General features: G+C 43.5%; 13 protein-coding genes and 1 other RNA gene. 8 read left to right on the forward strand and 6 right to left on the reverse strand.

Annotated features, from left to right (window positions below):
- The first annotated feature begins 117 nt into the window (after positions 1–117).
- The 3 genes from M0C34_RS05555 to cynS all read left to right on the forward strand — a co-directional run bounded on the left by M0C34_RS05555 (position 118) and on the right by cynS (position 3,233).
- Positions 118–975, forward strand: a complete 858-nt coding sequence (locus tag M0C34_RS05555) for a formate/nitrite transporter family protein (protein ID WP_248714664.1) — start codon at positions 118–120, stop codon at positions 973–975.
- 9 nt (positions 976–984) lie between these two features.
- Positions 985–2,706, forward strand: a complete 1,722-nt coding sequence (locus tag M0C34_RS05560; RefSeq protein ID WP_248714665.1) for a bifunctional protein-serine/threonine kinase/phosphatase — start codon at positions 985–987, stop codon at positions 2,704–2,706.
- A gap of 77 nt (positions 2,707–2,783) precedes the next feature.
- Positions 2,784–3,233: a cyanase gene (gene cynS, locus M0C34_RS05565; protein ID WP_248714666.1), complete on the forward strand. Its 450-nt coding sequence runs from the start codon at positions 2,784–2,786 to the stop codon at positions 3,231–3,233.
- 337 nt (positions 3,234–3,570) lie between these two features.
- On the opposite strand, the gene M0C34_RS05570 is transcribed toward cynS, so the two are convergent.
- The 3 genes from M0C34_RS05570 to M0C34_RS05580 all read right to left on the reverse strand — a co-directional run bounded on the left by M0C34_RS05570 (position 3,571) and on the right by M0C34_RS05580 (position 6,991).
- Complete coding sequence (locus M0C34_RS05570) at positions 3,571–4,620, reverse strand: hemolysin family protein (protein WP_248714667.1); 1,050 nt, start codon at positions 4,618–4,620, stop codon at positions 3,571–3,573.
- A gap of 236 nt (positions 4,621–4,856) precedes the next feature.
- Positions 4,857–5,576, reverse strand: a complete 720-nt coding sequence (locus M0C34_RS05575) for an outer membrane protein OmpK (protein WP_248714668.1) — start codon at positions 5,574–5,576, stop codon at positions 4,857–4,859.
- A gap of 437 nt (positions 5,577–6,013) precedes the next feature.
- The gene (locus M0C34_RS05580; protein ID WP_248714669.1) at positions 6,014–6,991 is read right to left on the reverse strand and encodes an AraC family transcriptional regulator; all 978 of its coding nucleotides are present in this window, start codon (positions 6,989–6,991) and stop codon (positions 6,014–6,016) included.
- Between the two features lie 344 nt (positions 6,992–7,335).
- Here M0C34_RS05580 and M0C34_RS05585 point away from each other — a divergent pair, with 344 nt between their 5' ends.
- The 3 genes from M0C34_RS05585 (at position 7,336) to M0C34_RS05595 (ending at position 11,298) form a co-directional block, all read left to right on the forward strand.
- Entirely contained in the window at positions 7,336–9,069 is a 1,734-nt protein-coding gene (locus M0C34_RS05585; RefSeq protein WP_248714670.1) for a PKD domain-containing protein, read from the forward strand.
- A gap of 192 nt (positions 9,070–9,261) precedes the next feature.
- The gene (locus M0C34_RS05590; RefSeq protein WP_248714671.1) at positions 9,262–9,711 is read left to right on the forward strand and encodes a DUF3592 domain-containing protein; all 450 of its coding nucleotides are present in this window, start codon (positions 9,262–9,264) and stop codon (positions 9,709–9,711) included.
- A gap of 219 nt (positions 9,712–9,930) precedes the next feature.
- Positions 9,931–11,298 carry a serine hydrolase domain-containing protein gene (locus M0C34_RS05595; protein ID WP_248714672.1) on the forward strand — a complete coding sequence of 456 codons (1,368 nt, stop codon included), beginning with the start codon at positions 9,931–9,933 and terminating at the stop codon, positions 11,296–11,298.
- Positions 11,299–11,639: 341 nt separating this feature from the next.
- Here M0C34_RS05595 and ssrA read toward each other — a convergent pair.
- Together ssrA and smpB are read right to left on the reverse strand one after the other, a co-directional pair.
- Positions 11,640–12,006, reverse strand: a transfer-messenger RNA (tmRNA) gene (gene ssrA, locus M0C34_RS05600).
- A gap of 91 nt (positions 12,007–12,097) precedes the next feature.
- Positions 12,098–12,583 carry an SsrA-binding protein SmpB gene (gene smpB, locus M0C34_RS05605; RefSeq protein ID WP_248714673.1) on the reverse strand — a complete coding sequence of 162 codons (486 nt, stop codon included), beginning with the start codon at positions 12,581–12,583 and terminating at the stop codon, positions 12,098–12,100.
- 100 nt (positions 12,584–12,683) lie between these two features.
- On the opposite strand from smpB, the gene M0C34_RS05610 reads away from it, so the two are divergent.
- Both M0C34_RS05610 and M0C34_RS05615 read left to right on the forward strand, forming a co-directional pair.
- Positions 12,684–13,112, forward strand: coding sequence for an SRPBCC family protein (locus tag M0C34_RS05610; RefSeq protein WP_248715598.1), 429 nt, complete (start codon positions 12,684–12,686; stop codon positions 13,110–13,112).
- Entirely contained in the window at positions 13,112–13,459 is a 348-nt protein-coding gene (locus M0C34_RS05615) for an RnfH family protein (RefSeq protein ID WP_248714674.1), read from the forward strand. Before M0C34_RS05610 ends, M0C34_RS05615 begins: the two co-directional genes overlap by 1 nt.
- A 51-nt stretch (positions 13,460–13,510) precedes the next feature.
- On the opposite strand, the gene M0C34_RS05620 is transcribed toward M0C34_RS05615, so the two are convergent.
- On the reverse strand, positions 13,511–13,870 hold the full coding sequence (locus tag M0C34_RS05620) for an outer membrane protein assembly factor BamE (protein ID WP_248714675.1): 360 nt from the start codon (positions 13,868–13,870) through the stop codon (positions 13,511–13,513).
- Positions 13,871–13,883: the final 13 nt, after the last annotated feature.

Below are 13,883 nucleotides of genomic sequence, written 5' to 3' on the forward strand. Positions count from 1 at the left end.
AGTAAATCAAGAGCCAAGTGCTCTACTTGTGAAAGGTGTATCACTGGTACGTACCAATGAACACGCTGAATCAAACCGACAGTTTTACTTTACTACTAAGCAATATAGGGAAATATTATGTCTTATCTAGCTCCTTCAGAGTTTGTTACCAAAATGGTTGATGCCGGTGAATCTAAAGTATTCATGTCAACCCGAGATACCGTTATTCGCGCATTTATGGCGGGGGCCATTTTGGCGCTTGCCGCTATCTTTGCTATTACCATTGCGGTAAACACCGGTAACTTCTTAATCGGGGCAATCTTGTTCCCCGTTGGTTTTTGTATGCTTTATTTGATGGGTTTTGACTTATTAACAGGAGTGTTTGTTTTAGTGCCGTTGGCGCTGCTAGATAAACGGCCCGGCGTAGATGTACCTGGCTTGTTGCGTAACTGGGGCTTAGTGTTTTTAGGTAACTTTGGTGGAGCCTTAACCGTTGCGGTGATGATGGCCTTTATTTTCACTTACGGCTTTAACATCGAAGCTGGTGCGGTGGGTGCTAAAGCAGCAGCCATTGGTGAAGCGCGTACCGTAGGTTATGCAGAACACGGTGTGGCAGGTTGGTTTACTATTTTTGTTCGCGGCATGTTGTGTAACTGGATGGTATCAATGGGTGTAGTAGGCGCGATGATTTCTACCAATGTTAGCGGTAAAGTTATCGCTATGTGGATGCCAATATTCTTGTTCTTCTACATGGGCTTCGAGCACTCTGTAGTAAACATGTTCTTGTTCCCATTTGGCCTAATCATGGGCGGTGATTTCTCGGTGATGGATTACTTCCTTTGGAACGAAATCCCTACGGCTTTAGGTAACCTAGTGGGCGGATTAGCCTTTACCGGTCTAACCCTTTACACCACGCACATCAGAACAGCGCCTAAGCGTAAAGTCGCTAAATCAGCGGTAGAAGCGCCTAGCAAAACAGCTTCTGTTAACGCATAAGGTTAATCAATGACGAGCCAGCTGAGTGTTTCGATAGGCCAGTGTTCTGATAAAGGCCGTAAGGCGCTTAATCAAGATTGTTATGGCGTATCTACTCCGCGAGGCTCGCAGCTTAGTCACAAAGGGTTCGCTGCTGTTATGGCCGATGGCATTAGCAGCAGCGAAGTTAGCCAAGTCGCTAGCGAAACAGCAGTAAAAAGTTTCTTAGACGATTATTATTGTACGTCTGAAGTGTGGTCTGTGCAGCACTCGGCAGAAAAGGTGCTAGACGCTACCAACTCTTGGTTGTACTCCCAGTCGCAACAAAGCCCTTATCACTACGATAAAAACAAAGGTTATGTATGTACCTTTAGTGCCTTGGTCATTAAGGGAAATACCGCCCATATTTTTCATGTGGGGGATACGCGGGTTTATCGTTTAAATGACAATGGCCTAGAGCAACTGACAAAAGATCACCGCTTATGGGCCGGTGAAAATAAAAGTTATCTAAGTCGAGCCCTAGGTATCAGTGAATACTGTGAGTTTGATTACCAAAGTTTACGGGTTAGCACCGGCGATATTTTTCTACTCGCTACTGATGGTGTGTATGAGTTTATAGATGCCGCGTTGGTGAACAGCACTATTCAAAACTATCCTGATGATTTAGAAGTCGCCGCCAAACATATCGTTGAACAAGCCTATGCGGCAGGTAGTGACGATAACCTTAGCTTACAAATTATTCGAGTAGACCAACTAGCGTCACAAACCGGTCTGCTTCTCAAGAAACAAGTCGAAGTGCTGCCTTTTCCGCCGCTGTTAGAGGCGCGAATGCAGTTTGATGGCTACAGCATTGTTCGACAAATTCATGCCAGTAGTCGTAGCCATGTTTATTTGGCCTTAGATGAGCAATCGGGTCAGCAGGTTATTCTTAAAACGCCGTCGGTTGATATGCGCGAGGTGCCAGAGTATTTAGAGCGTTTTCTTACTGAAGAATGGATAGCACGGCGCATTAACAGTGCGTATGTGCTCAAAGCCAACCGAACCCCGCGTGAACGTAATTATTTGTATACCGTATTTGAATACGTAGAAGGGCAAACACTCGCTCAGTGGATTACCGACAACCCAAAAGCCGACCTTAGCAGGGTAAGAGAAATTGTTGAGCAGGTGGCTAAAGGATTGCGAGCGTTTCATCGCATGGACATGCTGCATCAAGATCTCAAGCCCGATAACATCATGATAGATAAAACCGGCACCATTAAAATTATCGATTTTGGTTCTGTGTGGGCGGCAGGTCTTGCCGAGCAAACCCAAGAGATAACCCAACAGCATTTATTAGGCACTGCCTTATACTCTGCCCCAGAGTTGTTTTTAGGTGAGGGAGGAAGCACTCGTGCCGAGCTGTTCTCTTTAGCCGTTATCAGCTATTACATGTTGTCTGGGCGTTACCCCTACGGGACAAAAGTGGCAGGCGCCAAAAGCCGAGCTGCGCAAAAACGCTTGGTTTACCAATCGGTGCTAGATAAAGACAGTGAAGTACCGGTGTGGATAGATGATGCTTTAGAAAAAGCGTTACAAGTTAACCCCCAAAAGCGCCAAGAACAAATCACCGAATTTCTCTGTGATTTACGCCAACCTAATAAAGACTTTTTACATAAAACACGGGCACCTTTAGTAGAGCGTAACCCGGTGGTTGTATGGCAGGGAATATCTGCGATTTTAGCTGTGGTGGTACTTTATTTAGTGAGTACCTAGCGAGCGTGATAGCCATTCAGTCAGTATTGTTTTTAAACGATGTTATGAATCATTACAGTAAATGAAAGGAAGCACAGATGATTACCAGTAGAGAAGAAGTAACCCAGTTAATTGTTGCCACTAAAGTGAAAAAAGGCATTAAATGGAGTGAAGTGGCAACGGCCATTGGTTTGTCTAAAGAGTGGACTACCGCCGCTTGTTTAGGGCAAATGACCTTTGATAAGTCTCAAGCAGAAGTGGTGGGCGACTTATTTGAGTTATCTGACGAAGCCGTAGCCTGGTTGCAAATAGCCCCTTACAAAGGCTCGCTGCCAACGGCTGTGCCAACTGATCCGCTTATTTATCGCTGGTATGAAGTGGTTAACGTATATGGCAGCACTATCAAAGAACTCATTCACGAAGAGTTTGGTGATGGCATTATGAGCGCGATTGATTTCTCTATGGATATTAAGCGTGAGGAAAACCCAAACGGTGATCGGGTAAATGTGGTGTTATCGGGTAAGTTCTTGCCTTACAAGACCTATTAATTTAGTTGCTAAAGTGTATTTAAATCAGCCGCAGGGCTGATTTTTTTGGTTTGTCACTCGACTCTTTGTTATCTAGTAATAATCGCTCTGTATTTTCCTTGGCTGTTATTTCCCCTTCACCTGCGTTGAGTCGCATAGTACTTAAGCGAACAAGCAGATGGTTGTTTGACTGTAGTGAGTTTCAATTGTTGGGTTTTAGTGGGAGGACCCTAGGAGCGAGAAGATGCAGGGCGCAGGGCGGCCTTTCTTTTTCCTCCCTTTTTCTTTGGTCTTCAAAGAAAAAGGGAGTCACCGTCAAGGCGAAACCTACTGTAAGGCTAAGTACTTAAAGATAAAGCTAGCGGCTGTAACGTTGTTTCTTACTGCGTAAACGGCGTAACCATTGGAAGCGAGCTAGGCGTTGCATATCTTCAATGGCGTCACTCTCGTCAATGATTTCTTGGCCAAGTAAGGTTTCCAATATATCTTCCATAGTCAGTAAACCTTGTACTTCGCCATATTCGTTTACTACCACTGCAATTAAATCGCGGGCTTGCAACAAGCTCTGATAGGCATGACGCACGCTGACACTGGCGGGAAGCATGAGTAGATCACGAGACAAATCACCTACTGGTTTATCACCAAGATTATTGAGTGCCGCCCCCATGATGTCTTGCTTATGTACATAGGAAACAAAATTGTCGCGATCATCTTGGTATACAGGGATCCGCGAGAAAGGCTCGGCTAAGTGTGATGCAATAAAGTCGGCCACGGTACTTTGCTGTTCGATGCGATGTACCACTGCGCGTGGGGTCATTACTTCGGTGACTTTTAACTTTTCTAGTTGCAGTAAGTTGCGCAATACTTGCGATTCACCTGGCTCAATCACCCCTTGCTGGTGACCCAGTTCGGCTAATGCGCTGATTTCTTCGCGCAAGCTTGAGAAGTCTTCTTCATGCTTGCCAATGCGATCGGTAATACGGTCGCTTAACCAAACAAAAGGATAAAAAACCTTAATCATTATCGGTAGCAGCCAAGCGGCGAAAGGGGCCAGCTTACGCCAGTAGGTTACACCTAAGGTTTTGGGGATGATTTCGGATAATACCAATACCAGCACCGTCATAATGGCCGACGAAATAGCCAGATATTGGGAGCCGTATAGTGAGGCTACTTGGGCACCTACACCTGCCGCTCCGGCAGTATGTGCTACGGTATTGAGGGTTAAAATTGCCGCTAAAGGCTTATCGATACTGTCTTTCAATTTGGCTAAATTGCTGGCCATTTTGGGGTACTGTTGCTGCTGCAACTGAATATAACTAGGCGATACGCTGAGCAACACAGCCTCTAGCACCGAACATAGAAAGGACACAAAAATAGCAAGACACAAAAAACTCACTAAAAGAAACACTTAACCCACCATATAGTTGTAGAAAGATTCAGCCATTAGCAACAGGTTCATGTAAACACATGTACTTGTATTAAAGACTTAGCCTTAGATTAGAGGTATTACTAACACGATGTGCGTAGGGATTATAGAAAAATCAAAAAAAATTGATTTTTAGCGTTCAATTTTTGAGCTGTCGAATATGATTACCTTGATGACTAGCTAGCCAGACACTACTGACCGGCTAGCATAAGTCTGCTTTAGAAGTGCCACTTCACTAACAATGATGCCACGCGCTCGTCTACATCAGAGCCGTATTTATTGTTCCAATAGGCATACTCAACACCTAAGTAGAGTGGTGACTTCAAGTTGAAATTTTTACCCGCGTTCCACTTAAATTGCGGAGTTAGGTTCATTTCTGACTTATTGGTATCACTGGCCGTTGACCAGTCCATGAAGCCATCAATTAAGAAATCTTGATTGCCAATGCTGAACGGTGCACCCCAAGTGATCGTAAGCTGATTATCATCATCCCAAACGTCGTTACTGGCATGGTATAGGTTCAGGTTGAAGTATTTGAATCCTGGGACAGTTAAACCTACACCTACCCCGTATAGGAAGTTATCAAAGCCATCGCCCATTTCCCATGTACCCGCGATGAGCACATCATTAATCGGCCCAAAACTTAAGTCGCTGCTGGTTAATTTACCAAAACTCAAACGTGGAGATAGCTCTCCATAAAAGCTACTTGATCCCTCAGATGGCATTGTTCTGTCGATAAACAGAAAGTTGTCTCCCCAGCTGTGCCCGCTGGTATGCTCTAGCGTCATTACCTGCATTTTACCATTTGGGGTAAATTCATAATCGGTACCGTAAAGATAACTTAGGCTAAAGTCACTCCACTGCATTTCGGCTGAAGCCGAACCGGCAATGACTAAACTAGATAATGCTAAAGAAGCTAACTTGATGCGTTTGTTCATTATTGTATTCCCTTACTGTGTAATAACTTTTTACTTGACCACTTGGTCAGTCGTTGGCTACGAAGCAATAACTTGGCCAAGTGGTCAAGAATGTCTTTTCGTTAAATATGGGATGACTATTTATTGTTTTATTTTAGGGGGTTATGTTGTCTTATTTAGTTTTGGCTGGTGAGTGGGGTTAATCTTCAGTGAGGACGTTAATGCACAATAAACATGCGCTGATGGATACATTTTCACCAATATAACCCTTTGTTTTAGTGTGGTTTTGGTCTTGGGAGGCATGATTATTTTGTTATAGATTGGTTTCGTGTCGCCCTAGCATCTGAACGTATCCGGCTTTGAGACAAAACGTGGAGGTTTTCGCCACTACGACCAGGGCGTATTTGATTGAAGTAAAGGTTTTATGCCGCAAAAGATTCGGCGCAAAGTAATGGGCATTACTCTGGAGGAGGGGTGTACTCCCTAGGCGTGACACCAAACCATCTCTTAAAAGCCTTGTGAAAACTGCTGCTGTCGCTAAAACCTAGGCTATAGCTAATTTCAAGAATAGTTAATTTTCCCGCTCTAATTAGCGTTGCTGCACGCTTTTTTCTGATCTGGTCAACGATAGCCACGAAGCTGGTCTTTTCTTGCTCTAGTCTGCGATACAACGTTTGGCGACTCATATGCAATTGCGCGCTGAGATCATCAACTCGAATAATATGGCCTTCAGTAAGATGCTCTCCGATTATCTCTGCTACCTGGTTTTTGATTTTTTGTGGGTGTTTAATGGTATCTAATGCCTCGGAGGCTGACTTAGCCATGACAGATTTTAGGTAACGGTTGCCAGTTGTTATGGGGTGTTCAAGCAATTTTGAGGAGAATGACAGCCGGTTTTGAGTGTCGTTAAAGCTTAAGTTTTCGCCAAAAATTGCGATGTATTTGTCTAGATAAGCGGGTTGCTTAAAAGTAAAACTAGCACTTTGGATGGAGAGATAGTCCGAGCTGAGCGCTCTAGCCCATGATACTAATGCGGCCATACTGCGTTCAATAGCTTGGTAGGGATAGCCCCTATTTTCGTCAATATAAAGCGTTAGTGAGCAGATTTTTTGATCATGTTCAATTTCCCAGCGTTCAGAGGCGTTCATCAAGGCAATGTTTTGTTGAAAAACATTCAACGCTTCTCCAAGGTTATCAGATTGGCTCACCCAACTGGCCAATAAACCTTTTGACTGAGGGTCAATCGTTTGGCCTAAAATTAGTCCGAAATCATCAGATGGGCTAAATTCTGCTAACAGATGCCACAGCGCTAATAGACGGGCCTCTGAAACACGAGCTAAGGGGTTTTGTGTATCTTCATGGTTTAGGTGTAAACGCAGGTACTGATCTTTGCCGATGGGAGGAAGCAATAGACACGCCTTGATCAAGTCCTTCATAGAGGCTACTGACACAGTGATAACAGTGCTCGGTTCAGTCATTAATGATACCAAGGGACAGCTCGTAGATACCGCGGGACATTTAGCCTCCTTAAATGTTTAGTTACAATAAAGCGCTTGAAGGTTTTATGAGAAACCAGCTTTTCAGTGCCATTATGCCTTGCTGTGTCATTTGTGAAAGCGTTAATCTACTTGCTCGAGTTAAGGCCTAGCAAGATAGGTTCAAGCTTAAGTAGCGGCGCTTTACTCAATCGGTATAACCAAGCTCCAAGTTAATGCGCCATAGTGCCAGATGACTTACTTAGAAAACAAAAAAAAGCATTTATAGACAGGGATAGTCATCAGTGAATTTTAGCATCTTAAATATCCAGTCCACCTTTGTGGAAAACACACTTAACTGGCTTACAGTTAGGCATCTAGGGAATTTATCAAACGCCACGCTAATCGCGATGTTGTTGTCTTCTTGTGGCGGTGGTGGAGGCGATGCAGAGACCGTGGTGGTTAGCCAAATCCCATATATAGAAAAAGCTTACTTTAGAGATAGAGACGCCACCATTGACCAGCTATCTGGCGCTATTCATATGAGCATTCGCAATGCTCAAGGGGAAGCGTTTACTGAAAATTTGGATGTCAGCGTATATTGGTTAGACCAACAAGCGCGGCCGGTGGGTGATCCGATACTCCAATTGGTATTAAACCATCCCTATAATGTGGCGCTGCCAAATAATACTTCGGTGCCGGAAGGTGTTAACAAATTATTATTGCTTATCAACAATGAAGACCCGCAATTGGCTAAGCAGGCTGTTGTAAAGTTTGATGATTTTAAAGGTAATGCAGAAGTTTCAGGTTCTGGCGGGAATGAAAAGGAAGCTTGGTACTATGGAGTAGATCGACCCAAAATACTTGCTTATAAATCGGCAGCTGCAGGGGGAACCTGCCAATATGATAATGGGCTGGTTGCTGTTTCAGATATGAACAATCGCAGGGACACAAATTGGGAAAGTGGGGTCTACTCGCCGGGACCTAATCAGGTGAATGAAGCGGCCTATCCGCCATACCAGTTCTTATGTGGTGAATCGCCAATCAATGAATATAAAGCAATATCTGACGAAATAGGCGTGTGGACATATTCAACATTGAATGACGCGATGTTTTACGGAACCTTTGTATATGACACTTTCCTTAAGCATTTGGGCGAGCCTCCGCTAGAAGACAAGATTCGTTTAAGAGTGCACTACGGTTACGAATTTATTGTTGATGCATTTTGGGACGGTACCTACGCCAGTTTTAGTGATGGTTATCCTAGTCAGTATTCTACCGCGTCACTCGACGTCATTGCCCATGAAGTGGCTCATGGCGTGTTGAGCCGAGTGTCTGCCTTAACACTATTTCCTAACCAATTGAGTGTTGATGGGAGAACTCTACACGAGGCCTTTTCTGACATATCAGGGGTGTTAATTAAGCATGAATTTCAATATGACGAAGCGGATCATCTTTGGATTCATGGTGCTGAATCTCATGGGGCAACCCGACGTTTAGATTCTATCACCACTGAATCTGCCGCAGTGGCTAGCTATTTTGACTACAGCGAGGCTGGTGACAACTATTACCTTCGTATTGGATTAATCACTTATCCGTTTTATTTGCTATCGAATCAATGGGGAGTGGCGTCTGCATATCAGGTGTTTTTACATGCAGCGAAGACTTGCTGGCAAGCCGATTCTACATTACCCGATGCCGCCAAATGTATTATTGAGTCAGCCGGAGAGCTAGGCCTGCCAACTCAAGACGTGGTTACGGCGTTTAAGGCAGTGAAAATAAAGTTATTTGAAGAAGGGGTGTTAAGTCACTTTACGCATAGTACCCATGGGCTTCAGAGCGAGTTCACGGATAATAGCCAAAGTACTAGCGTAGTGTCTCAATGGCAGTGGGAATTTGGTGATGGTTCAGTGTCTGGCGAACCTAATCCTGTTCACCAATTCGCTACTGCTGGAGATTACACGGTGATATTGAAGGTGCTTGATCAATCAGGTGACCAAGATACGTTCCAACGCATTGTCACTGTGACAAATGAATAAATGACCCTATTGCGTACTTCTTACGGTGTACTTGTTTAACAAAACAAAACAAAACAAAACTAAAAGGCAGTAGGACGATGAGCCAATGAAAGCATTTTTAATCAAACTCGCGTTGGGTAAAAGCCAATATTCAACGTGGTTTTTATTCGTTTTCTCTCTTATTGCTCCTTGCGCTGTTGTTGGCGATTGGCCTTGGTTAGACAACGTTGCGTGGGTGATGCTTATCATTCTGGTGTATTTATTTTTATTACTGGGCTTGTGGGTAAAGAAGAGGCTAAACAGAGCAAAACTTGGCCAGTAGCCATTGCCACCCTAGAGCGTTGTTATCTCAAACATCATACCTCTAACAAATCTGTTCGCTACTATGCGCCGGCTATTCAATGCCGTTTCTCAGTGGGGGGGAACGTGTATACAGGGACCGAATATGATTTTAGCGCTGATTACACTACGCGCGCCAAAGCGCAGGCTAAGCTTGATGAAATATCAGCCTTAAAGCAGTTAATGATTCGCTATAAGCCTAGTGACCCGTTTACCAATGTCTATAAACCGGGCATGCATGCAGTCCATTTCATCAGACAGCTGATAGGGTTTACAGCGGTATTAATATCTAGCCTGAGTATGTTAGGCATTATTCGTTATTGATTAGTTGGTGAAGCACTATTTCAGTTGTGCTTATGTTAGTTGTACTGATTAAGGCTGGAGGGAAAATATGTATATATGATGATTGCGTCCATCTCAGAAGAGTTATTGATAATCAAGGTCTCCAATATACTTTCGTTAAATCAAGACACGATTTATTTGTAGGTTTATCTGAAGAGAGGCCCACATAACTGTCTTTAACTCAAAAAATGGAAACAAATCATGAATAAAATGAAGTACCTTGCTTTGCTCGTTATGGGACCGACACTTGCTTTTGGGGGGCAGGAAAGCCATGTGAAAACTGAAGATATGACAAAAATAGATGTTCACGAGGAAATATACATTAGTAAAATAACCGATTTAACTACTCCGTTATCAAAGGCGAAGGGGTCATTTCCGCTTAATTTTACTCAAGATGTAACAGAAAAATTTAGTACCCCCAATTGGCAGTCGGCAGGGGACCACGGTGTTTTTGTAAATTTGAATATTCCAAAATTCATCAACGTGGATATCGCTATGCCCACCCATGATATTAGGAATCTGAAACGAGCGATTAATCCCGATTTAAAAGACATCACATTTACTCAGGAAGATGGCTCAGAAACCCCTAAACTAGAAGAATATTTGGGGAATGACTACAACAGAGTACAAGCTATAATTATGGCTCATAAAGGAAAAGTTGTGTTCGAAGCATACCCTGGTATGAACCCAAGCGATTTCCATGTCTGGATGTCTGCATCTAAAACCACGGTTGGAACCTTGTGTATTTTGCTAGAAAGTGAAGGCAAAATGGATCTTGATAAATCGATTACATTCTATGCGCCAGAGTTAAAAGGAACCGCATGGGACAAGGTATCCGTTAAAAATGCACTAAATATGGCCTCAGGTTTAGATCTTGAAGAAACAACTGCTGCTTTTTCTGATCCAAATAGTTGGATTGAGAAATTCTTCGCTTCTCTATTCTCTCAAAAAGAAGGTGGAGAATGGTTAGACGTCTTAAAAAATGTGCAAGCTATAGACGGTGAAGAGCCAGGAGAACGATTCCGTTATTCTACAGCGATTACTCAAGCTTTAACGATGGCCATTGAAGGCGCCACTGGCCAAACATATAAAGACGTATTCAACGAAAAAGTTTGGTCCAAGTTAGGTGTTCAAAATCAGTTTATGGTTGGTCTAACATCCGATGGTACTGCTGTAGGTGGCGGTTTGGTCAACTCAACCATCGAAGATGCATTAAAATACGCGATGATGTTCACACCGAGCTGGAATGTGGTTTCAGAGCAAAGAGTCATCACTCCAAAAGTATTGGAACGAATTCGTACCCTTGGCGATCCGGCTGCTTATGTAGGTTCTGAAGAAGAAGCTTACAGCCTTGAGTGGACAGGGGAAAAGGCTGAACGAAATTCGGCTCAATGGGACCATATTTGGGCTGATGGAGGTATGTTTAAACATGGTAATATGCATCAGGGTATTTATACCGACCCTGAAAGAGATTTTGCAGCATTTGTCTTTTCCACTTCCCCTAACGAGCGTTCCGACAAAATGCCCGGATATATGCGAGCGGTAGCTAAAAAAGTTGCAGGGAAATAGACAGAAAAAGATCGAATTGAGCATTAATAGCAGCGGATGGATTCAACTATCTCAATAGGTATTATTGGTTGCGAGTCACCGCTGACTGAATCGATGATATTAATTGGAAGCAATATCGAGTTGGAAGTAATAGCGAAAGGCATGGAAATTAGCTATCAAGTTAAAGTCTTGAGCCCATATGGGTTGCTAGGGTTCTACGTTGATTAACCCATGCCATTCGAAGCATTTACGGCGCTATTAGAAGCGAAGAGCAAAAAGCCCAAGAAGTGCTTTTATACGTCTAACTCAGTGGCTTAGATATAAAAAAACGGTAACTCAATGAGTTACCGTTTTTTTTGTGTTGGTGGAGCTGGCGGGTTTCGAACCCGCGTCCAAAACCATTCTAACCAATGGCGCTACATGCTTAGTTTGTCTTTAATCTCGTTAGCAAGCTGCGAACAAACACGCCACTTACTAACATACCAGAATTCTATTTCGCGGTTCAGCTCTCTAGTCAAAGCATCCCTCGCTATCTTGTTTGGGTTTGAACTTCTATGATTCCCCGTCTTACAAGCGGAAGCTAGGGTAGAAGTGCTCTAGCGGGTTATTAAGCTGCTAGTGCGTAGTTTTCGTCGTTTGCGACTATTTTTTTGCGGCTTTTTACGTGGCAAACCGCCCCACGACATGCTCCACAAGCCTTCCTGATCCTGTCGAATCCAATTCAGCCCCAGAATTACTCAGCTATTCTAACACAAGCGCTATGCAAACAGATAGACACTAAAACTTGAATGCTGTTTATTTGTCCAGTTTAGGCCGCTAGCTACCTAAAGCTGTGTTTCATTACTCTGTCTTTAGTACGTTGCCATTCGCGGTCTTTTTCATCTTCGCGTTTGTCTTGATCTTTTTTACCTTTGGCTAAGCCTACTTCTAGTTTAGCCCAAGAGCCTTTCCAGTATAGGGCGGTAGCCACAATGGTGTAACCTTGACGTTCTACAGCGCCGATCAACTTATCTAGCTCGCGCCGATTAAGCAGCAGTTTACGAATACGTGTTGGGTCGGCCACTACATGGGTAGATGCCGATAACAGTGGTTGAATGTTTAAACCTGAAATGAAAGCTTCACCATCGCGTACGTAAACGTAACTCTCCGCGATGTTAACCTTTCCGGTTCGCATGGATTTAACTTCCCAGCCTTGTAGTTCCATACCCGCTTCAAATTTGTCTTCGATACGGTAATCATGGCGCGCCTTTTTATTTAGCGCGATGGTATTAGAACCTACTTTTGATTTTGATTTTTTCTTGCTCATGGCGGCTATTATACGCATGCAGCGTGGCTTTAAAACTGATATTGTGCGGATTAGCCAAGCTAATGCTAAAATGTTGCCAGATTTGAAGAAAGAGTGGGTTATGCCGCAAGTAAACCGTAGTGCTTTGGTGATGTTTAGTGCCAAACAAATGTACCAGTTAGTCAATGATGTTGATGCGTACCCACAGTTTTTACCGGGGTGCGTGAGCAGTGAAATACTTGAAGAGAGTCCGTCGAGTATGTTGGCGCAAGTGGGCGTAGCCAAGGCTGGGATAAAAAATAGTTTCGTCACTGAAAACACCTTAACCGAAGACCAATCAATTCAGATGAACTTGGTCAATGGGCCATTTAAGTCTTTAACGGGTGTCTGGCATTTCATCGCGTTAGACGAGCAAGCCTGTAAGGTGATGCTAGATTTGAATTTTGAATTCAGTAATAAATTGATTGCAGCCGCTTTTGGTCGGGTTTTTCAGGAGTTAGCGGGTAATATGGTGCAAGCGTTCGTAGATAGAGCAAAACAGGTGTATTAGTGGTGAGTGAGCAAATAAATATTGAAGTTGTGTATGGCTTGCCTGAGCGCCAAGTACTGTTGGCTTGCAAGGTAGAGCAGGGTTGTGATGTATTAACCGCTATTAAGCTTTCGGGTATTGTGGACCATTTTTCAGAAATAGACCCTGAATCTGCATCGGTAGGCATATTTAGTCGAGCGGCTAAATTAAGCCAAATGTTGCACGATGGTGACCGAATAGAAATTTATCGGCCACTAATTGCTGATCCTAAAGAGCTAAGAAAAATTCGTGCCGAGCGGGCTAAAGCTGCCGGTAGGGCCGATAAAACCACCGGTGGTAGGCCTAAGGCAAAAACTACCGACAGTTAACAAACAAAAAAGCCAGATAATGATTATCTGGCTTTTTGCTATTAGTGAGAACTATCCGGCATCTAATGGCACCATAAAGTCTTCGCTAACTTCATAGTCACCCTCAATTAAGGCTAAGTGGTCGTTTACAAATTGAACCACTAAGTTACGCTTTTCTAGCGGGCCATTACCGTTTTGGTAACTATATAAGTAATACCAGCGCTCTTGTTCAAAAGCATCAATTAACATTGGCGTACCCAGCACAAATCGCACTTGCTCTTTACTCATGTTGATTCGAAGCTGTTCTACCTTTGCATCATCGATGTAATTGCCTTGGGGAATATCAATCTTGTATACCATCCAGTCAAAGGCTGAACAGGCACTTAGACTTAAACTGGCTAGTAGGATAAAAATCTTTGCTGTAAAACGCATGGTTAATCGAAGC

Origin of the sequence: Agarivorans sp. TSD2052 (assembly GCF_023238625.1) — a bacterium.
Lineage (GTDB): Bacteria > Pseudomonadota > Gammaproteobacteria > Enterobacterales > Celerinatantimonadaceae > Agarivorans.

Bases quoted from the DNA above. Each gene is read 5' to 3' on its own strand.
- M0C34_RS05580 (WP_248714669.1), bottom strand. From the start codon at position 6,991: ATGAAGGACTTGATCAAGGCGTGTCTATTGCTTCCTCCCATCGGCAAA.
- M0C34_RS05555 (WP_248714664.1), top strand. From the start codon at position 118: ATGTCTTATCTAGCTCCTTCAGAGTTTGTTACCAAAATGGTTGATGCC.
- M0C34_RS05575 (WP_248714668.1), bottom strand. From the start codon at position 5,576: ATGAACAAACGCATCAAGTTAGCTTCTTTAGCATTATCTAGTTTAGTC.
- cynS (WP_248714666.1), top strand. From the start codon at position 2,784: ATGATTACCAGTAGAGAAGAAGTAACCCAGTTAATTGTTGCCACTAAA.
- M0C34_RS05620 (WP_248714675.1), bottom strand. From the start codon at position 13,870: ATGCGTTTTACAGCAAAGATTTTTATCCTACTAGCCAGTTTAAGTCTA.
- M0C34_RS05595 (WP_248714672.1), top strand. From the start codon at position 9,931: ATGAATAAAATGAAGTACCTTGCTTTGCTCGTTATGGGACCGACACTT.
- M0C34_RS05560 (WP_248714665.1), top strand. From the start codon at position 985: ATGACGAGCCAGCTGAGTGTTTCGATAGGCCAGTGTTCTGATAAAGGC.
- M0C34_RS05610 (WP_248715598.1), top strand. From the start codon at position 12,684: ATGCCGCAAGTAAACCGTAGTGCTTTGGTGATGTTTAGTGCCAAACAA.
- smpB (WP_248714673.1), bottom strand. From the start codon at position 12,583: ATGAGCAAGAAAAAATCAAAATCAAAAGTAGGTTCTAATACCATCGCG.